Below are 19193 nucleotides of genomic sequence, written 5' to 3'. Positions count from 1 at the left end.
ATAAGAAAAATGATATACGTCTTTCTTGCAAACGGATTTGAAGAGACCGAGGCGATCGCTCCTATCGACCTGCTCAGACGTGCAGGCAAAAAGGTAATAACCGTAGGTGTTGGTGATAATATAATCACAGGTTCACACGGTATACCTGTTGTTACAGATACGATAGCTCAGGAAGCTCCTCTTACAGATGAACTTGAAATGATCGTTCTTCCAGGCGGTATGCCCGGAACACTTAATCTTGAGAAATCCGAATACGTTCAGGCAGCGATAGATCACTGTGTTTCAAATAATAAATTTATCGGTGCGATATGTGCTGCTCCTTCAATACTCGGACACAAAGGACTTCTCAAAGGCAAGACAGCAGTTTGCTATGAAGGCTTCGAGACACAGCTTGATGGCGCAAATATAGGAAACAGCGGCGTTGCTGAGGACGGTATATTCATTACCGCAAGAGGCGCCGGCGTTGCCGTTGATTTTGGTCTTAAACTTGTAGAAAAAGTTCACTCAAAGGCAGAAAGCCAAAGACAGCGAAACGCTATTTTATGTGACTGATATGGATAGTAAAAAGGAATTAAGAAAAGAATTTTCTCATCTTCGAGCGGAGATACGTGATAAAGTCTCTAAGGACCTTGATATTACCGAACGTCTGCTTGCAGAAGAAAAAATAGAAGAAGCCGATAATGTTCTGCTTTATGCTTCATTTGGTTCAGAAGTAGATACATATCTGCTTATAGATAAGCTTATTGAAATGGGTAAAAATGTTGCACTTCCAAAATGTGATTCTGAACGTTCAATGACTTTTCATCTTATAGAATCTGTTGCTGATCTCCATGAGGGTATGTATCGTATCCCCGAACCTGACAGTGCGCTACCACAACCCGTTATAACCGACAAAACTGTCTGCATAATCCCTGGACTTGCTTTTACAGAAGAAGGCGGAAGGCTCGGATACGGCGGAGGATATTATGATGAGTTTATTTCTGAAAATCCTGATATTTTCAAAATTGCTCTCTCATATGAAGAACTTATCGTTCAACAGCTTCCGCTCATGCAGCACGATCTGGTCGTAAATCTTATTGTAACTGAAGAAAGGACGGTGCTCTGCAATGGCTGATAACAAAAATACTGATGATGTTATCAATGATATACTGAATCAGCTGGATCAGGCAAAAAAAGCTGTTGAAGCAGAGGCGGCACAAAAACAATCAGAAGATATAAAAGAGGAGATAAAAGAAGAAACAAAGCAGGATATCCCTGTAAAGAAAACCGTATCTCACGTAAAAGCTCCTGAAATGCCTGTAAGGAATGTTCCGACAGAAAGAAAACAGGCTCCTGAACCACAAAGAACAGAACGACCTGTTCCCCCACCTGTAATGCAGGAAGCTGTTCCGCAAAGGAATTCAGCTGCTATAAAGCGCAACAATGCTCATCATAAGAAAAAGAAGAAAAAAAGAAGCCGTTTACCGGGCGTTCTTATACTGACGGTGTTTATATTTGCCGTTTCGATATGTCTTTCACTTGTTATAATCGCATTCGGTAGAGATATGTTTGGCATCGGCAAGAGCGATAATACAAAGCTTATTATTGTTCCTGAAAATGCCACTACAAAAGAAATATCAGAACTCCTTTATGATGAAGGCATAATTAATTCCCCTAAGTGTTTCCAGCTTTTCACTAAATTCAGAAAAACAACTGATGTCTACCTTGCTGGCGAGCATTTCGTAAGCCCGAGCATGGCATATGAAACTATAATCAAACGACTTACAAGCGTTGAAAAAGATGCTAAAAAAGAAGCTGTTTCCGTCACTTTTACGGAAGGTATCACTCTTTATGATGCCGCAGATATGCTTGAAGAAGAAGGCGTATGCAAAGCCGACGATTTCCTCTTTAATTTCAATGCAGCAGGATATAGCTTCAGATTTGAGAATTACCTTCCAAAGGAACCCGATCCGCTGAAATTCACCGAAACACGTATGGAAGGCTACCTTTTCCCTGATACCTATACCTTTACAAAGGATATGGATCCTGAACAGGTTTGCCAGAAGATATATTACAACTTTAATGAGAAAATGACAGATGAAAGATTAGAGAAAATGTCCAAACTCAATCTTACTCTTGATAAACTCATTACATTTGCTTCTATCGTACAGAAGGAAACATATAACCAAGAGGATATGAACCACGTTGCAGGCGTTTTCTGGAACCGTCTTGAAAAAACTGAGGAAACTGCAGGAAAACTTCAGTCTGACCCGACTACGAACTATTCCGAACTCATTCGCTCTCATATGGAAGTAATTAATAAAGATATCGTAAAGGCTTATGACACATACCAGAGCGAAGGTCTCCCTCCCGGAGCTATATGCAACCCCGGTATCGAAGCTATCGACGCTGTACTTGAAAAGATGAAAACTGACGACTTCTACTTCATCGCTAATATCTATACAAGAGTAACCTACTTCTCTGTAACTTACGATGAACATCTCCAGAAACAAGCTCAGGTACAGGCAGATCAGGAAGCTGAAAAGGAACGTCGTGAAGCAGAAGCTGCTGCCGCTGCTGCTGCGGAGGAAAACTATGAATGAGCTTGAAGTCCTTGCACCTGCGGGTGATGAAGAAAGATTTGCAGCTGCGCTGAACTACGGTGCTGATGCTGTTTACCTCGGAAGAAAGCAGTTCGGTATGCGTGCATCGCCGCTCAACTTTGAGTTTGAACAGCTTTGCAAAGCAGTGGAAGCCGCTCACTCAAAGGGAGTAAAGGTTTATCTTACCTGTAATACACTTCCGAGAAATTCAGAAATACCATTCTTTGAAAGATTCGTAAAAGAAGCAACAGATGCTAAAGTCGATGCTCTTATTGTTGCTGATATAGGCTTACTTATGCTTATAAAAAAATACGCGCCTGATATGGAGATACATATCTCCACTCAGACGGGTATCGTCAACTACGTTACAGCCCGAGAGCTTTATAATATGGGTGCTAAAAGAGTAGTTCTTGCACGAGAGCTTTCGCTGGACGAAATAGCTGAAATACGCGCTAAAACATCTCCCGATCTGGATATTGAAACATTTGTACACGGTGCAATGTGTGTTTCTTTCTCGGGCAGATGCCTACTTTCACAGTATCTTGTAAACAGAGATGCAAACCGAGGCGAATGTGCTCAGCCATGCCGCTGGGGCTATCACCTTATGGAAGAAAAACGTCCCGGTGAATTCTTCCCTGTTTACGAAGATGAAAAAGGCACATATATCCTCAATTCAAAAGATATGTGCATGATCGAGCATATCGACAAACTTGCTCAGGTAGGCGTTAAAAGTCTTAAAATCGAGGGACGTGCAAAGTCTGCTTATTATGTAGCTGTTGTAACAAATGCCTACAGAATGGCTGTGGATCATTATTATAAGGATCCTGATAATTTCGTGCTTCCTGACTGGATAAGAGATGAAGTCTACAAAGTAAGCCACAGAAAATACTGTAACGGCTTTTTCTTCGGTACTCCGGAAGAATCACAGTATTATGAAAACAGCGGTTATATCAGGAATTATGATGTTGTTGCCGTTGTTGAAAAATGTGAAAACGGTACAGTTTACTGTACTCAAAGAAATCGTTTCTTCGCAGGTGATATGGTAGAACTCCTTGCTCCGTCACAAAAGCCTGTAGAAATGAAGCTTGAAAAACTGTATAACGAAAACGGCGAAGAGATCGAAACTGCAAATCATGCTATGATGAATTTCTCTTTCAAGTCTGATATAATCTTTCCAGCAGGTACAGTTATACGAAAAGAAACTACATAAAAGAAAGGCTGATACGAAATGTATCAGCCTTATTTTTTACTTATCAGCTTTTTTGAAGTTGTTATACCCAAGTTCTTCAAGCTTGTCCGTAAGGTCATCAACTGTATTCTTAGCAGCTGTATCATCGGAATTGATCGTTATTTCGATGTTCTTATCAAGCTTGCTTATCTCAGCAACAAGCTTGTCAAGAGTGAGCTTCTCATTGTTATAAAGATAATCATTTCCGGAAACTGTGATCTCAGCAGTTTCAAGCTGCTTGTCCTCTGCTGTAGTAACTTCTGGCTTTGTTGTTTCACTTATCGAAGTATCATTGCCTTTGCCCTTTTCCGAATTTTTACCAAATCCGCCAAAGCCCTTGAAATGAAGAAATGCCCAAATAGCTAAAGCAATTAATGCAGCTAATAATAAAAATCCTAAAAACTTTTTCATTTTAATTACCTCACTTTGATATATTGATAGATGTAAAATATAAACCTTTATACTCACGCTGCAAATTTATAACAGCATTTTCAATAATAGGTACAGCTTTTGCAGTTCCATAAGAACTGCCGTCATATGTGAAAGTAGCGATCAGAACATCATCGCTTTCATAACCTGCTTTTTGGACACATTCTTTAAGTCTTTCCTTTAGCTTGTACTGATCATCAGAGCTTATTTCATCAAGCTTCTTTTTACCTGACAGCACACTTAAAGACCATACATCACCGCGCTCAACTTCATGCAGATTAAAAGCAAGTCCGCTTCCTTCATTATATGCACTTAGAGCTTCCTGATTTGCTGCCGCATTGGAATCCGCCGTAAGTATACGCTCCCACTCTTGTGAAGCCTTCTCACGCCATTCCTGCTGTTCTCTTTCATTTTCTTCCTGCAGCTCTGTGTATGAAGCTTCTGCCGCCTTTGCTTTTTCAGAAGCATTCTCCACATCTATAGAGCTGTAAAGCACAAAAAAGAACAGAATTATCATCGTGACATCAAGAAGCGATGTAAAATCAAGAATTATTTCACGTATCTTCATTATAATCGTATCCTCGACGTTTTTGAGACTGATCAATACCGCTCTTCCTGAGTTTCTTAATAAGTGCTAAATGTCTCTGTATAAGATCTTCGACATCTGAGAAAAAAATAGAATTGATTATTTTGAATGTAATAGCAAATATTATACCCCATGTAGTAGATGTAAGCGCATCAAAGAAACTGCTTTTTGCATTGCTGATCGCTTCTGCATTTGTCATATCAAGTCCAAGCAGAGCAAAAACAGTACCAAGCATACCAAGCAATGGAAAAATAGATATCAATGTAATAAAAAAGGTATAGTAAAAATTTATCTTTCGATAATTATCAAATATCTTATCTATCTTATCCACATTATAGGGATCATCACTTGTTGCTTCCCAGTCATATATCTCATTATCTACTGATTTCCTGCATTGCCTAACCCTATAACATACAATTCCGGTAATTACAGCAGCAATGCCAATATAAAGATCAGATGAAAAAATACTCTGAAATAGCTTAGTAATAATACTCATATTATCACCTCTGTTTCTTATTATACAGCATAAAACTCTAAATTGCAAGTATATTTGACAAAATTTGTTCAATAAAAAACTCCGCAAAAAGCGGAGCTGAATAAAAATTTCTAATTTCTTTTTTCCTTTTTCAAACTTATAATGCGATCGGCTAATGTAACAAATCCACCCACAAATAATACAAGATAGAATGTTAATCCTCGGCTGATAAGCATTGCAGGCTTAACAAGACCAATTCCGAATATCTCTGTAAACGCAAGCAGGAAACAGCCTTCCGAAATACCTACTGCTCCGGGAAGCGGAAGCATCTCAACAGCAACAGCTATCATTATCTGTATGGTTATAATATCTATATATCGCGTACCTTCAAGTCCGTAAGCACGATAAACGATCCATGTTACAGAAAAAAGCAAAAGCCTTTGTACAGCCGTCAAAAGAAAAACCTTGAATACAACTGACAGGTTTTTCTTTATATAGTCAGCACCCATAGCATATGTATCGCATATTCCTATAAGCTTTTCCGTATATTTTTCTTTATTTCTGCGTTTAAGTATCCTGATCTTTGTAAGCAGACCTACAACTTTTATTCCAAGAGCTCTTGCCCAGATCGGTTTTAAAAATATAAGTATCAATGCCGCGATAAATGACAAATTCAACGCAAACCCAAGAACTATCAGCCATTTCATATCCGTAGCATATTTTACGACTACATCGGAATTAAATATCAAAAATCCAAGTCCCATCAAAACAAGTACCGCTTTATATGCAATGGTTATAAGCAGCATTATCAATGTAGAATAACCGATATTTATTTTATCCTTCTTCATATGATACATCTGTACAGGCTGACCGCCGGTGGAAGAAGGAGTTATATAACTGAAAAAGAATCCGACAAATGAATACTTCAGACATTTTAGAAAGCTGATCTTCTGATTAAGAACCCTGAGCATATAATGTATTATGACAGATTCGCCTGAAACAAAAAGCAAAGCAGTAACTATACCGACAGCTATCCAAAAAGGCTCAGCCATACGCAGATCACGAATTATTTCAGTAAGCTCTTGTCCCTTGAATATAACGTGCAGTGTAAAGAACGTAATTACAAGAATAAGCCCTATGTTCAACGCATATTTGAGTATTTTTTTTATTAATGTCACCCCCACGCATATTGGGAATTTTATTAGTTGCACACCCTAAATTATAGCACATCAAGCCTTCTTTGTCAATACAAAACGTAATAACGTGTTAAAAATTAACAATTCAAAGCATAAATGATCTTATGTTCTTTTGGCAATTAAAACGCCTCCCATTCGGGAGGCGAGGGATTTTTTTAAGATTATTCTTCCTGTATCATATAGTTATGGTCTTTTAGCCTATGCTCAAATTCATCAAGCGGCAATGGTTTATCGAAGAAAAAGCCCTGTGCAAAAAGACATTTATTATTTTTGAGTATTTCAACCTGCTTTTTGGTCTCAACACCCTCTGCAATACATTCCAGACCGAGCTCTTTAGCCATGCCTACAACATATTTGAACATAACACTTCTTGTACTTTGTGAATTCTCATCATCAAGCGGTAAAAAGCTTCTGTCAACTTTAAGAACATTCCAGGGTACCTCACGAATAAGGTTAAGTGAGGAATAGCCCATTCCGAAATCATCAACGGATGTGCATATCCCCGCCTGCTGTAGTCCGCTAACAACTCGTTTAAGATCTCTGAACTCGACATCTGTGGTAGTTTCAGTAAGCTCAATTTCGATGTACTTGTGCGGTACATTATTTTTGTCAACGATCTTAATGATATGATCGAGAAGATCTACGTCCATCATATGTTTCCTTGAAAGATTTACTGAGACACGTACGACCTTGCGTCCTTCATCAAGCCACCTGCGTATATCCTTGCAAACGTGATCCAGCATATAGAAATCCAGCTTACAGATATCCGTATTGTATTCAAGGACAGGGATAAAATCCATAGGCGGTACGATCCTCCCATCTTTGAACCATCGGCACAATGCCTCTGCACCAACAAGCTCACCTGTTTCAATATCTATCTTAGGCTGATAAAAAACCTTGAATTCTTCATTTTTAATCGCCAACGGGAACATCTGCTGTATTTTCATGCGTTTTTCCTTGTCGATCTCCATTTTATCGTCAAAGAACACGATACTATCCTTACCGCCCATTTTAGCAGCCTGAGATGATGTCATTATCCTGTCCATTACATCTCCGGGAGCTTCAAATACAAAGTCATCTTTCATACGAAAAACGCCCGTACTTGCTGAAACCATTATACGCTTCTGATTTTCAGAATCATAAACGACCGGAGCCCCCTTCAACATAGCAAGAACATCATCAAGTATCTCATCTTCAAATACAGCTACAAAATTATCTCCTCCGACATGGCATACTATTCCACTGTCGCCTATCAATTTCTCCATCATGCTGAAATAATTACGCATAACAATATCACCGTTACTGCGTCCTATCTCACGGTTTACAAGAGTAAAATGCCGCAGATTATAATAAATAGCTGTACTTCCTATGAGCATCTCTCTTTCATTGAGCTGTTCAAGATATCTTATAAAATACCTTACATTTCTATAGCCAAATTCATCATAAAATGCAAATTTTTCTACAGCTCCCTGAAGTCTGTGTCGGCTTATAAAGCTTAAAACAGTACGCATAACGATATCTACTCTATGATATTCATCATCTGTCAATGGCGGTAGCTTATCGCTCCTGTACACACTGCATTTTACGACAGCTCCGGTTTGAGTAACGATGCGCCTGCTGATTATCTCTACGCCTTCCTCGCCATTGTCATAGCCAACAAAAATATCGCCTCTGTGTATTTTCTCGTTGCTCGGACTTTGGTAAAACTCTGTGATACCCTTTGATATCTTAAAGAATTCACATAGTTCAGCCAATGCTTTTTTTATTAATTCAAGATCAAAGCCTTCAAGATTGGTCATTGAAATTAATAATTTATCAAACAAACTATAGTATTCCAATAATTTTTCATTTCCCATTATAAACACTCCGTCCAAGTAATTTATAGAGAAAAACTTCCCCTTATTACACTGATTATAACATAATTAGGTATCTATTTCAAGATAAATTCCAATATATTTAGTAAAACTTTACAATTTGACTATTCAAACTCTCAAGTATCATAACATCAGATCTGTCTTTTATTCAGTATGCGCTTGTCTTTTTTGTTTTTATATTGTATAATATTATTAAATAAGATCCTGGAGGAATAATATGCGCATACTGATAACCAATGATGACGGTATTAATGCAGACGGTATAATAAGGCTTGCTAAAGCTGCAAAAGAATTAGGCGAAGTATGGATAGTCGCCCCGCTTGAACAGCGAAGCGCCGCTTCACACAGTATTTCACTGCATAATTATATAGATGTTTACCCACATGATTTCCCCATTGAAGGTGTTAATAAAGCATTTTCATGCAGCGGCACTCCTGCCGATTGTATTCGTGTTGGATGTCTGAATATTATGCCATATAAACCTGATCTTGTTCTTTCAGGCTTAAACAACGGATACAACGTTGCATCTGATATACAGTATTCTGCTACAGCAGGTGCAGCCTTTGAAGGCTCATTTCAAGGGATAGCATCTATAGCACTTTCAGAAGAAGCTGACAAGCTGCATGAAGTTTCTGACAGATACCTGCCGGAAATACTTACTGATCTTGCAAATAAAAAACTTGGATATGGTCAGATATTTAATGTAAACTTTCCAGGCTGTCCATTAAACGAATGTAATGGCATACTTACAGACCGCAGGGTATCTCACGGTATGTTCTTCAGAGACCACTACATAGAACTTGCACATCTTGAAAACAATGGCGTAAGACTTATGGTTGAGGGCGATTACAACGAAGATACAGAACCTGATACCGATTTTAGAGCAGTTGTAGACAAGTATATATCAATAAGCATAGTAAAAAATATAGGATAAAAAATCCCCTGTTACTCACAGGGGATAATTTTTATCTTTTTACGAAGTACTCCTCATACCATACAAGGAAAGTATAGATAGTCCATACCTTGCGCCAGTTATCAGAGTTTCCGCCTACATAGTCCTTATATATCGCATTTATCTCATCAAGATCAAAGAACTTTGCAGCCATCTCGCTGTTGAATTTCTCGCGTACATCTGCATTATAGCGCTCATCAGCAAGCCAAATTCTTATCGGAACGATAAATCCGAGCTTCTTTCTGAAAGCAATTTCTTCGGGAAGGACCTTAGCAGCAGCAGTTCTGAAAGCTACCTTGTTCTGCTCCTCATTCACCTTGTATTTTGAAGGCATACGTGAAGCAATATCAAATATTCTTCTGTCAGTCAGCGGCATACGTATCTCAAGACCGCAGGCAGTGCTCATTTTGTCAACATTGAGATAGATATCGCCTTCAAGCCATATCTGTATATCAACATCTGACATCTTTGTAAGAGGATCAAGCCCTTCTGTCTCATCATAAATGTATTTTACAAGATTTATAGGCAGAACATTTGGATCATAATGCTTTAAAATACGCTGCTTCTCGTCCTCTTTCATGATATTGGTATTACCAACATAGAAAGTCTTGAGATTATCGCCGTAACGCTCAGCATTGCGATACATATTGTATCCGCCGAAGAACTCATCTGCACCCTCACCCGAATAGCAAAGCTTTGTATGCTCAGCAGTTGCCTTACAACCAAGTGTGAATACTATAGCAGAAGCATCGCCGAGAGGCTGCTCCATATTGTACATTACAAATTGAACAATATCAAAGAAATCCTTAGGCTGTATATTAGCCACACTGTGCTCTACATTGAGGAGCTCAGCTGTTTTAGCAGCAACACGGGATTCGTCAAATCTTTCCTCATCATATCCGCATGAATCTGCTCTTTTCGCATCTGACATTGCGAGAACATAAGAGGAATCTACACCTCCGGAAAGGAACGATTCTGCAACTTCATCATCGTCCTTTACCTCAGGGAATATCTTAGTCAGAGTATCATGTATCTCGTCTGCCCACTCCTCAAGAGACTTGCTTTCATCAGGTTTGAATGTCGGAGTCCAGTAACGCTGGACAGTAAGCTTTCCGTCCTTGAATTCAAGCCAATGACCTGGCATAAGCTTTTTAACGCCCTTGAAGAAGGTATCTTCACCTGCAACATAGGTAAGAGTCATGTAGATCTGGAGCATATCTACATTCAACTCTTTCACAAAGCCTTCCTGACCAATTATACTGCTGATATTTGTGCCGAAAAGAAGCTTGTTATCAGCAGTTACATAATAATAAAACGGCTTTGTACCGAAATGATCTCTTAAACAAAAATATTTATCCTCTGCATCATCATAAAGTCCGAACGCAAACATACCATAAAAATGGTCAGCCATTTCTCTGCCCCATTTTTCGTAAGCTTTAATAATTATAGCCTTCTCACGCTCTTCACGGGAAAGCGTATTGTCAATGCCAAGTTCTTCGCAAAGTCCGCGCCAGTTTCTAATATGTCCTCTGTAATCACAGATACGTATCACTTTTCATTCACCTCTGATAGTATAACTTATATTTCTTCATAGATCTGTGGTCTGTTCATAAGAGCACCAAGTGCAAGTCTTACATCTCCGCCGTTGAAAAGCACTTCATTAAGCTGCTCGGTTATAGGCATCTCAACATTAAGACGTCTTGCAAGCTCATATGCAGCCTTGCAGCAGAAATAACCTTCAACAGTACCAACACGCTCAACCGCTTCCTCAGGAGATACGCCCTGACCAATAAGTATACCTGCGCGTCTGTTTCTGCTGTGCATACTTGTACAGGTAACAATAAGATCACCAATGCCGGTAAGTCCGCTGAATGTATTCACATCAGCACCGCAGGCTTTTCCAAGACGGGCAATTTCATGTATTCCTCTTGTCATAAGCGCAGCCTTAGTATTGTCACCGTAACCGAGTCCGTCACATATTCCTACACAGAGAGCTATTATATTTTTCAGCGCACCGCCTATCTCGCAGCCCTTAACATCATCATTAAGGTATATTCTCATAAAATTATTACCGAATTCACGCTGAACATACTCCGCAGCTTCATGATTTACAGATGCCGCAACGACTGTAGTAGGCACACACCTTGCAACCTCTTCAGCATGAGAAGGTCCTGAGAGAACGACCATTTTTTCTGTATGTATCTCCTCACAGATCACCTCACTGAGAGTTTTCAAGCTTCCTTCCTCAAGTCCTTTGCCAGTATTGACAACGACCATATGATCATCAATATACGGAGCAGCTTCCTTAGCAACATCGCGTACAAAAGATGACGGAATTCCGAAAACAAGAATATCACAGCCTTTTATACATGAAATATCACTTGTCATTGCAATACTCTCAGAAACAGGAACGCCTGGAAGCTTCTGAACGTGTTCTCCATGAGAACGGATATCATCTATCTCTGATTGAAACTTTGACCATACCGTAACATTATGTTTACCGCAATGCTCAGCCATTATAGCAAGACTTAACCCGAATCCGCCCGAACCAAGTATAACTATATTTGCCATAGCAATTCACTCCTTTCGTCTGACAGCCTCAGTTAATATTTATTTTGTTGAATGAAAATTTATTCTCATTTCCATCAATAAGACGCTGAATATTTGACCTGTGCATCCATATTACCATTGCAGCCATAGGCAGAGACAACAGCATATAGATAAAGCTTCTTCCGAAAGAATATCCGTCAATAAGCCATGACATAAGCAATGTGGCAATAGGACAATATGTTGTCGAAATAATAGAAGCAAGCGAAACATACTTTGAAAGTGCAAGTATAACAGCAAAAATCGCTATAAGTGCTAAGAATACCTTATAATCCACAGCAAGGAATGAGGCAGCACCTACAAGTACGCCCTTTCCGCCCTTAAATCCATAGTATATTGGGAAAACATGACCTATTATAGCAAATAATCCTGCAATATACCCGATATAATGAGTATCATTTCCCGGCATCATACCTGCATGGAGCAAATAACAACAGCCTCTTGCCAGTGCAACGGCGATAATACCCTTTGCAAGGTCACCTACAAGCGTCATAAGAGCACAGCTTTTTCCTGCACATCTTAGTGTATTGGTAAGTCCCGCATTCTTGCTGCCCATATCACGTATATCCCTTCCGGTCATCATTCTTACAACAATGATAGAGAAATTGATGCTGCCGAGGAAATAGCCCAATCCTGCGGCTGCAATAATCGAAAAGAACACCTTCATTATTTATCACTTCCCCCTCTCTCACGCACTATAAATCTTACAGGCGTACCTTCAAGTCCGAATGTAGAACGGATCTGGTTTTCAATATATCTTCTGTATGAAAAATGGAAAAGATCAGCACGATTTACGAAGGTAACGAAAGTCGGCGGCTTGGTTGAAGGCTGAGTCATATAATATATCTTCAGTCTCCTGCCCTTATCCGAAGGCGGCTGAACTCTTGTAGTGGCGTATGACAATACATCATTAAGCATACCTGTTGATATTCTCATGCTGTTCTGCTCATAGGTATACTTAATAAGCTCATAAAGCTTATTAATACGCTGACCTGTTTTAGCAGAAATAAATACAAAAGGAACATATGACATAAAGCTGAAATCATTTTCAAGCTTTGTTCTGTACTCCTGCATGGTCTTGTCATTCTTTTCTACAAGATCCCACTTATTCACGGCAACTACACAGGCTTTTCCCTGTTCATGAGCATAGCCTGCGACCTTAGAATCCTGTTCTGTAAAGCCCTCGGCTGCATCGAGCATGATAACACATACATCTGCTCTGTCAACCGCCATATAAGCTCTGAGAACACTGTAATGCTCGACCTTTTCAGTTACTTTTGATTTCTTTCGTATACCTGCTGTATCAATAAATACGAATTTACCATATTCATTTTCAATGACAGTATCCGTTGAATCACGGGTAGTTCCTGCAATATCCGATACGATAACGCGCTCCTCACCGGCGATCTTATTGATAAGCGATGATTTACCTGCATTAGGCTTTCCGATAACAGCTACCTTGATATGATCCTCGTCATATTCCTTTTCTTCACTGTCAGGAAGGCATTCGTACACCTTATCCAGCATATCACCTGTACCATGACCGTGGACAGATGATATCGGGTATGGATCACCAAGTCCCAGATTATAGAACTCATAAAGCTCCATAGGAGGTTCACCGAGATTATCCACCTTATTAACAGCAAGTACGATTGGCTTTCCGCTTTTGAGCAGCATCTGAGCTACGGCATAGTCATCAGCCGTTACGCCGCATCTTATATCAGTTACGAAAACTATAACATCAGCCTTTTCAATAGCAAGCTCAGACTGTCTTCTCATCTGAGCAAGGATAACATCATCACTGTCAGGCTCAATACCGCCTGTATCAACGACCATGAATTCCTTTCCGCGCCATTCACATTTAGAATAAATTCTATCACGCGTAACACCGGGAGTATCCTCAACTATTGACAGTCGCTGTCCTATAAGTTTATTAAAAAGAGTTGACTTACCAACATTAGGTCTGCCAACAACTGCAACTATCGGTAATGACATATTTTTCTCTCCCCTTTCATATCTTAAAGTGTGACATTCCACAACTAATATTCAATTCCCATTATAGCGTCAAGCAACTCATAGCCGTCGCTTGGCGTAGTTCGTATTTTAACATTTAGTGCTTTCTCAACATCATCTATTGTCAGATCATCAAGAAAAACATCTGAATCTCGTCTTACCATAGCCTGAGACAACAGAAGATTATCACCAAGCTCCTTGCCGCTCAACTGTGCAATAAGATCCTGAGCGGTTATAAGTCCGGTAACAGTGATAGTATCACCGAAAAAGTCATTTCGGATACGGTAAACATCACATTTCAGCATTGGAAATTGCTCCTCTGCTTTTTTTGCAAGCATATTTATAGTTCCGAACGCAGAATAGCCTGTTGCAATGGAAACATGGCGTTCGCCGCCCTCCCATTCGGCTATATCCAGAGCTTTTTCAAACTCATCTATCAATGAACGAAGCATTCCAACTCCGTTTTCATACTGTGAGAAATCTTCATAAGCTTCCATGGGCGGAAGCTCTCTTTCAGCTATTAAATAAAATTCATCTGAAGGAAAAACAGTTCTTGTACCGAATTTTTTGAGGAATATCTGCTGAAATTCTTCAATTATGTCGATAGTTTCTCCTGCGCCCTTCTTATCAAATCCAACAAGGGGATAAAGTCCCTGGCGAAATTTCGTAACTCCTACAGGAACAACAGCCATACTTGTTATATTCGGCATAAGCGTACCAAGGTCAGTCAGTGAACGTCTGAGCTCGTCCCCGTCGTTAAGCCCGGGACAGCAGACGATCTGACAATTGAGCTTTATGCCGCTCTGAGCAAGCTGCCAGATGAATTTCAACTTTTCACCTGCAAAACGATTATGCATCATTTTAACACGCAGTTCAGGATTGGTAGTATGAACAGAAACATTGATATTAAGCTTCATTTCAATGATTCTGTCGATATCCTCCTGTTTCATATTGGTAAGAGTAACATAATTTCCCTGCAAAAAAGACAATCTCGCATCATCGTCCTTAAAGTAAAGAGTTTCTCTCATTCCCGGCGGCATCTGGTCAATGAAGCAAAAAACACATTTATTGCTGCATGACTGTTTGTTGTCCATAAGGAAGGTTTCAAACTCAAGTCCAAGGTCATCATATTCGTCCTTACTGATATGTATAGTTAAAGGGACATTATCCCTTTCAATTTCAAGGGTAATATCAGTATCCGCAGCATAATACATATAATCAAGTACATCTTTGATGTTATGACCATTTATTCTGACGAGATTATCGCCGCTCTGTATTCCGTGCTTATCACACGGAGAACCATGCATAACGCTGTTGATCTTAACCATAAAATTACTCCATACACTTAAAAAGGAGAGAAGGATCTCTCCTCCTCTCCTTCTCTTTTATCGGATCAAGCCGATTATTCAGCGTCGATCTTAAGGACCTCAACGCCCTTATAGAATCCGCAATTTTTGCAAACCTTATGCGGAGCCTTATATGCGCCGCAGTTATCACACTTTGACATTGCGGGTGCTTCAAGCTTCCAAACAGCACTACGTCTCTTATCACGTCTTGCCTTGGAAGTTTTTCTCTTCGGTACAGCCATTCTGGCACCTCCTTAAAGAGCTTCACAGCTCAGATTAATTAAGATGATCACACTGAGTCTCATTAAGATCACAGCCGCATACCATACAAAGCCCTTTGCAATCTTCCTTGCAAAGATTTTTAGTCGGAAGGCTGAGAAGCATATCAGTCAGTGCAATTTCATTCAATTCAATGCTCTCACCATCTGCAACGATATAATCATCATTATCATCATTGCTTATGGAAGGAACAACAATATGGTCGAAGCTAAGATCATAATCTCTTGAAAACTCCTTTAAGCATCTGTCACAAATGTGAAGAAGCTCAAAAGACGCAGAATAGTTAAGATAAACTACTCCTGCCCTGTTATAGAATTTTCCGCTCAGACTAACCGGCGATTTAAAAACATAGCCCTTAATATCACCAAATTCATCTGTGGAGATCTCATAAGAAAAATCCTTTGACTCTCCGACAATATTGAATATCTGCTTTAAATTGATCTTCATACAACAATCCTTCAGAGCACCATAAGATATATTATACACCAAACGTCGATATATGTCAATAGTTCAGTGTAAAAAATTCAAATTTTTCGCAGAATTACTTAATGAACTGCTTAACACTCTCAGGAAGCTCAGCAGCATCAGCAGAAACAGTGAATACTATTGTAGCCTCTTCGCCTGTAAGCTTGTCAAGCTTCTCAAAAAGTGCGCCGAGAACATCATAGTCACGGCCAACGATCTTGAGGATACCGTCAACGAAAACGTCCTTTATATCATAGTTGCCTGCGAGCATACCTGCAACGAAGCCATAAAATGCATCTGCACCTTCGATAGCAAAGCTCTCTGTATCGCACCATCTTACTCTGAAGCTGATAGAACGTCTGATATTGTCACCCTTTTCGATGCAAACAAGATTGCCGTTTGTTGACTTTACAGCATCATTGATCTTATCGATGAGTATCTTTGTTTTGCCTGTGCCTTTTTTTCCTGTAATAAGTTTAATCATAATTTACTCCTTCCGTGCCTTGCGGCATTTATGACGTATTTAGTTTTGCATTATGAGCTAAACAGACCTATCAGCCAAGCTTAGCTTCAAGAGCAGCCTTTGCTCCCTCATATCCCGGTTTACCGAGAAGAGCGAACATATTTGATTTATAACTCTCAACACCCGGCTGATTGAATGGATTTACACCAAGTACATAGCCTGAAATTGCGCAAGCCTTCTCGAAGAAGTAGATCATATAGCCGACGCTTTCTTCTGTTGTGTCGTCAAGTTCAAGAATGATATTAGGAACTCCGCCCTCTGTATGAGCGAGAACAGTACCTTCAAATGCCTTTCTGTTAACAACGGACATATTCTGATTTGTAAGGAAGTTAAGACCGTCAAGGTTCTCAGCATCTGCTTCAAGGAAAAGATCAGTCTTTGGCTTCTTTATATCAACAACAGTCTCGAAGAGTATTCTTGCACCGTCCTGTATATACTGACCCATTGAGTGGAGATCAGTTGAAAATACAGCTGCTGACGGGAATATACCCTTGTTGTCCTTGCCTTCGCTCTCGCCGAAAAGCTGCTTATACCACTCAGACATCATAACAAAGCTCGGATCATAAGAAACAAGCATTTCTACTGACTTACCCTTTCTGTAAAGGATATTTCTGAGTGCAGCATATTTATAGCAGTCATTATTATCAAAATCAGCGCAGAAATCAGCCTGTGCCTTAGCAGCGCCCTTCATAAGAGCATCTATATCACAGCCTGCTACTGCAATAGGAAGAAGACCAACAGCTGTAAGAACTGAGAAACGTCCTCCTACATCATCAGGGATAACGAATGTCTCATAACCTTCTGTATCAGAAAGGTTCTTGAGAGTTCCTCTTGCCTTGTCAGTTGTAGCAAAGATACGATTCTTAGCCTCTTCCTTGCCATATTTATCCTCAACCATTTTCTTGAAGATACGGAAAGCAAGTGCAGGCTCTGTAGTTGTACCTGACTTAGAGATAACGTTTACAGAGAAATCCTTGCCTTCGCAAAGAGCAATTATCTCATTAAGATATGCAGGATTGATGCTGTTTCCGACATAGTAGATGTCAGGAGTATCCTTCTTCATATTGTTATAAAGAGGCGATTTAAGGAGCTCAATAGCAGCTCTTGCACCAAGATATGAACCGCCGATACCGATAACAATAAGAATATCGGAATTTTTCTTTATTCTCTCAGCAGCAGCCTTTATACGAGAAAATTCTTCCTTATCATAAGCTGTAGGAAGATCCACCCATCCTAAGAAGTCATTGCCAAGACCTGTTTTGTTCTGAAGAGACTGAGCAGCAGCCTCTACCTGTGCCTTGATTCCTGCAAGTTCGTCAGCATTGACGAAGTCCTTCAAGTATTTGGTGTTGAGTTTTAATGACATTAAAATTTACCTCCAATATGTATGGAAAGCCATACAAATATAATTTACCATCTTTATGATACTATATTTTTGATTTTTTTTCAAGTACCTTTACATAACATTTTCAACATTTGTAAAATTCTAACAATTTCAGCGTTATTTTTCTATCATTTTATACATCATTTGCTTTAACACATAGTCCCAGGTAAGTACAGGTACACTGCTTTTGGTTATAATATCAGTCTCAAAAACAAGTGTATCACCATTAAAAAAGGCTGCTGTTCCAATGGGCTGCCCTTCCTTTACAGGGGCAGAAATATACTCAGGAATAACAACCTTTGCCCTGATCTCTTTGTTTTCCTTAGCAACAGCTGCCTTTCCCTGCTCTTTTATTCCGATCTCAACAGCCGATTCTACACCTTTTTTCACCTTTAGCGGCACAAGCATTTCTTCGGGAAATTCCGTTGAAACGACTCGATATCCAGAAAAAGCCATTTTCAAAAGCTCTTTTCCTTTTTTAAAAGACTGTTCTTCATTCTGGGCTCCAAAAACAACAGTTATAAAGGTATATCCACTTGAATTTCTGCCACCTTCAGCTAAAAAATATCCATTTTCTTTGAAGTGAGAGGCTTTAAAGCCGATATGCGGTCCATAATCCCTTGTAAGAGTATTCTCGCTCACAAGCTCTACCTGACCATTCTTAATAAAATCCCGCCAGATTTTAAAATACGGCTCCAAAAAATCAAATCTTGAAAGCTCCGCACATATAACCGCCATATCATGTGCAGTAGTATAATTGCTTTCATCAGCATAACCGTATGGTGAAACAAAATACGTATCACGCAGTCCAAGCTCAAAAGCCTCTGCATTCATATCCATTACAAAGCCATCAATATTCCCAGAAATATGCTCTGCAAGAACAGTTACAGCATCGTTGGCATTACCTATGATAACAGCCTTCAGAAGTTCTTCAACAGACATCTTGTCTCCGCTCTGAAGCCATACGACCGAGCCATTGGTCCCGCTTACACTTTCAGACGCTGTAAGTATCTCATTAACAGAAAGCTCTCCTTTTTCAATACATTTCGCTGTAACAAGAATACTCATTAATTTTGTAAGATAACCCGGATTCGTTCTGATATTCTCATTTTTTGCATCAAGAACAGTTCCTGTATCCGCTTCTATAAGCACGTAAGCAGCAGGCTCGGAGTCATCCGATATATCTGCACTTATAAATGTGAAAGCAATCCCAACACACAGAAATAGTATTATCGCCCTGAAGAATATCCGCAT

20 protein-coding genes are annotated in these 19193 nt (G+C 39.6%); 5 read left to right on the top strand and 15 right to left on the bottom strand.

The window, feature by feature from the left end; translation table 11 throughout:
* The first annotated feature begins 9 nt into the window (after positions 1-9).
* The 4 genes from BUB28_RS02695 to BUB28_RS02680 are packed head-to-tail and all read left to right on the top strand — an operon-like array spanning position 10 to position 3792.
* Complete coding sequence (locus BUB28_RS02695) at positions 10-552, top strand: DJ-1 family glyoxalase III (protein WP_072948447.1); 543 nt, start codon at positions 10-12, stop codon at positions 550-552.
* Position 553: 1 nt separating this feature from the next.
* Positions 554-1114 (top strand): 5-formyltetrahydrofolate cyclo-ligase, encoded by a 561-nt coding sequence (locus BUB28_RS02690; protein WP_242939917.1) that lies wholly within the window; start codon positions 554-556, stop codon positions 1112-1114.
* A complete protein-coding gene (mltG, locus tag BUB28_RS02685) occupies positions 1107-2582 on the top strand; it encodes an endolytic transglycosylase MltG (RefSeq protein ID WP_072948442.1) in 1476 nt (491 codons plus the stop codon). The genes BUB28_RS02690 and mltG overlap by 8 nt, the downstream gene beginning before the upstream one ends.
* Positions 2575-3792: a peptidase U32 family protein gene (locus tag BUB28_RS02680; protein WP_072948439.1), complete on the top strand. Its 1218-nt coding sequence runs from the start codon at positions 2575-2577 to the stop codon at positions 3790-3792. Before mltG ends, BUB28_RS02680 begins: the two co-directional genes overlap by 8 nt.
* A gap of 36 nt (positions 3793-3828) precedes the next feature.
* Here the strand turns inward: BUB28_RS02680 and BUB28_RS02675 are convergent, their stop codons facing one another.
* The 5 genes from BUB28_RS02675 to BUB28_RS02655 all read right to left on the bottom strand — a co-directional run bounded on the left by BUB28_RS02675 (position 3829) and on the right by BUB28_RS02655 (position 8352).
* Positions 3829-4221, bottom strand: a complete 393-nt coding sequence (locus tag BUB28_RS02675) for a hypothetical protein (protein WP_072948437.1) — start codon at positions 4219-4221, stop codon at positions 3829-3831.
* A 10-nt stretch (positions 4222-4231) separates the two neighbouring features.
* A complete protein-coding gene (locus tag BUB28_RS02670) occupies positions 4232-4807 on the bottom strand; it encodes a hypothetical protein (protein WP_072948435.1) in 576 nt (191 codons plus the stop codon).
* Positions 4794-5321 (bottom strand): MotA/TolQ/ExbB proton channel family protein, encoded by a 528-nt coding sequence (locus BUB28_RS02665; protein ID WP_072948433.1) that lies wholly within the window; start codon positions 5319-5321, stop codon positions 4794-4796. The genes BUB28_RS02670 and BUB28_RS02665 overlap by 14 nt, the downstream gene beginning before the upstream one ends.
* Before the next feature lie 110 nt (positions 5322-5431).
* Entirely contained in the window at positions 5432-6478 is a 1047-nt protein-coding gene (locus BUB28_RS02660) for a lysylphosphatidylglycerol synthase transmembrane domain-containing protein (RefSeq protein ID WP_278290340.1), read from the bottom strand.
* Between the two features lie 179 nt (positions 6479-6657).
* Positions 6658-8352, bottom strand: coding sequence for a putative bifunctional diguanylate cyclase/phosphodiesterase (locus tag BUB28_RS02655; protein ID WP_072948430.1), 1695 nt, complete (start codon positions 8350-8352; stop codon positions 6658-6660).
* 235 nt (positions 8353-8587) lie between these two features.
* Here BUB28_RS02655 and surE point away from each other — a divergent pair, with 235 nt between their 5' ends.
* Positions 8588-9304, top strand: coding sequence for a 5'/3'-nucleotidase SurE (surE, locus tag BUB28_RS02650; RefSeq protein ID WP_072948429.1), 717 nt, complete (start codon positions 8588-8590; stop codon positions 9302-9304).
* 31 nt (positions 9305-9335) lie between these two features.
* On the opposite strand, the gene asnB is transcribed toward surE, so the two are convergent.
* The 10 genes from asnB to BUB28_RS02600 form a co-directional block, all read right to left on the bottom strand.
* Positions 9336-10874 (bottom strand): asparagine synthase (glutamine-hydrolyzing), encoded by a 1539-nt coding sequence (asnB, locus tag BUB28_RS02645; RefSeq protein ID WP_072948428.1) that lies wholly within the window; start codon positions 10872-10874, stop codon positions 9336-9338.
* 26 nt (positions 10875-10900) lie between these two features.
* A complete protein-coding gene (locus BUB28_RS02640) occupies positions 10901-11893 on the bottom strand; it encodes an NAD(P)H-dependent glycerol-3-phosphate dehydrogenase (RefSeq protein ID WP_072948425.1) in 993 nt (330 codons plus the stop codon).
* 28 nt (positions 11894-11921) lie between these two features.
* Complete coding sequence (gene plsY / locus BUB28_RS02635; RefSeq protein ID WP_072948423.1) at positions 11922-12596, bottom strand: glycerol-3-phosphate 1-O-acyltransferase PlsY; 675 nt, start codon at positions 12594-12596, stop codon at positions 11922-11924.
* Positions 12596-13924 (bottom strand): ribosome biogenesis GTPase Der, encoded by a 1329-nt coding sequence (gene der / locus BUB28_RS02630; RefSeq protein ID WP_072948420.1) that lies wholly within the window; start codon positions 13922-13924, stop codon positions 12596-12598. The genes plsY and der overlap by 1 nt, the downstream gene beginning before the upstream one ends.
* A 44-nt stretch (positions 13925-13968) precedes the next feature.
* On the bottom strand, positions 13969-15270 hold the full coding sequence (locus BUB28_RS02625; protein WP_072948418.1) for a DUF512 domain-containing protein: 1302 nt from the start codon (positions 15268-15270) through the stop codon (positions 13969-13971).
* A 74-nt stretch (positions 15271-15344) separates the two neighbouring features.
* The gene (gene rpmF, locus BUB28_RS02620; protein ID WP_019678749.1) at positions 15345-15530 is read right to left on the bottom strand and encodes a 50S ribosomal protein L32; all 186 of its coding nucleotides are present in this window, start codon (positions 15528-15530) and stop codon (positions 15345-15347) included.
* A gap of 34 nt (positions 15531-15564) precedes the next feature.
* On the bottom strand, positions 15565-16014 hold the full coding sequence (locus BUB28_RS02615) for a YceD family protein (protein WP_072948416.1): 450 nt from the start codon (positions 16012-16014) through the stop codon (positions 15565-15567).
* Between the two features lie 94 nt (positions 16015-16108).
* On the bottom strand, positions 16109-16516 hold the full coding sequence (locus BUB28_RS02610; protein ID WP_072948414.1) for a hypothetical protein: 408 nt from the start codon (positions 16514-16516) through the stop codon (positions 16109-16111).
* Between the two features lie 70 nt (positions 16517-16586).
* Positions 16587-17921: a glucose-6-phosphate isomerase gene (locus tag BUB28_RS02605; RefSeq protein WP_072948411.1), complete on the bottom strand. Its 1335-nt coding sequence runs from the start codon at positions 17919-17921 to the stop codon at positions 16587-16589.
* A 135-nt stretch (positions 17922-18056) separates the two neighbouring features.
* Positions 18057-19193, bottom strand: coding sequence for a D-alanyl-D-alanine carboxypeptidase family protein (locus tag BUB28_RS02600; RefSeq protein WP_072948408.1), 1137 nt, complete (start codon positions 19191-19193; stop codon positions 18057-18059).

It is taken from the genome of Ruminococcus flavefaciens, from assembly GCF_900143025.1.
GTDB classification, from domain to species: Bacteria; Bacillota; Clostridia; order Oscillospirales; family Ruminococcaceae; genus Ruminococcus; species Ruminococcus flavefaciens_I.
The sequence above is the reverse complement of the archived record's forward strand: the minus strand, read 5'-3'. Positions and strand labels throughout refer to the sequence as shown.

Bases quoted from the DNA above. Each gene is read 5' to 3' on its own strand.
- surE (WP_072948429.1), top strand. From the start codon at position 8,588: ATGCGCATACTGATAACCAATGATGACGGTATTAATGCAGACGGTATA.
- BUB28_RS02605 (WP_072948411.1), bottom strand. From the start codon at position 17,921: ATGTCATTAAAACTCAACACCAAATACTTGAAGGACTTCGTCAATGCT.
- BUB28_RS02670 (WP_072948435.1), bottom strand. From the start codon at position 4,807: ATGAAGATACGTGAAATAATTCTTGATTTTACATCGCTTCTTGATGTC.
- BUB28_RS02655 (WP_072948430.1), bottom strand. From the start codon at position 8,352: ATGGGAAATGAAAAATTATTGGAATACTATAGTTTGTTTGATAAATTA.
- BUB28_RS02665 (WP_072948433.1), bottom strand. From the start codon at position 5,321: ATGAGTATTATTACTAAGCTATTTCAGAGTATTTTTTCATCTGATCTT.
- BUB28_RS02610 (WP_072948414.1), bottom strand. From the start codon at position 16,516: ATGATTAAACTTATTACAGGAAAAAAAGGCACAGGCAAAACAAAGATA.
- der (WP_072948420.1), bottom strand. From the start codon at position 13,924: ATGTCATTACCGATAGTTGCAGTTGTTGGCAGACCTAATGTTGGTAAG.
- BUB28_RS02695 (WP_072948447.1), top strand. From the start codon at position 10: ATGATATACGTCTTTCTTGCAAACGGATTTGAAGAGACCGAGGCGATC.
- BUB28_RS02600 (WP_072948408.1), bottom strand. From the start codon at position 19,193: ATGCGGATATTCTTCAGGGCGATAATACTATTTCTGTGTGTTGGGATT.
- BUB28_RS02625 (WP_072948418.1), bottom strand. From the start codon at position 15,270: ATGGTTAAGATCAACAGCGTTATGCATGGTTCTCCGTGTGATAAGCAC.
- BUB28_RS02615 (WP_072948416.1), bottom strand. From the start codon at position 16,014: ATGAAGATCAATTTAAAGCAGATATTCAATATTGTCGGAGAGTCAAAG.
- plsY (WP_072948423.1), bottom strand. From the start codon at position 12,596: ATGAAGGTGTTCTTTTCGATTATTGCAGCCGCAGGATTGGGCTATTTC.
- BUB28_RS02640 (WP_072948425.1), bottom strand. From the start codon at position 11,893: ATGGCAAATATAGTTATACTTGGTTCGGGCGGATTCGGGTTAAGTCTT.
- rpmF (WP_019678749.1), bottom strand. From the start codon at position 15,530: ATGGCTGTACCGAAGAGAAAAACTTCCAAGGCAAGACGTGATAAGAGA.
- BUB28_RS02680 (WP_072948439.1), top strand. From the start codon at position 2,575: ATGAATGAGCTTGAAGTCCTTGCACCTGCGGGTGATGAAGAAAGATTT.
- BUB28_RS02675 (WP_072948437.1), bottom strand. From the start codon at position 4,221: ATGAAAAAGTTTTTAGGATTTTTATTATTAGCTGCATTAATTGCTTTA.
- mltG (WP_072948442.1), top strand. From the start codon at position 1,107: ATGGCTGATAACAAAAATACTGATGATGTTATCAATGATATACTGAAT.
- BUB28_RS02690 (WP_242939917.1), top strand. From the start codon at position 554: ATGGATAGTAAAAAGGAATTAAGAAAAGAATTTTCTCATCTTCGAGCG.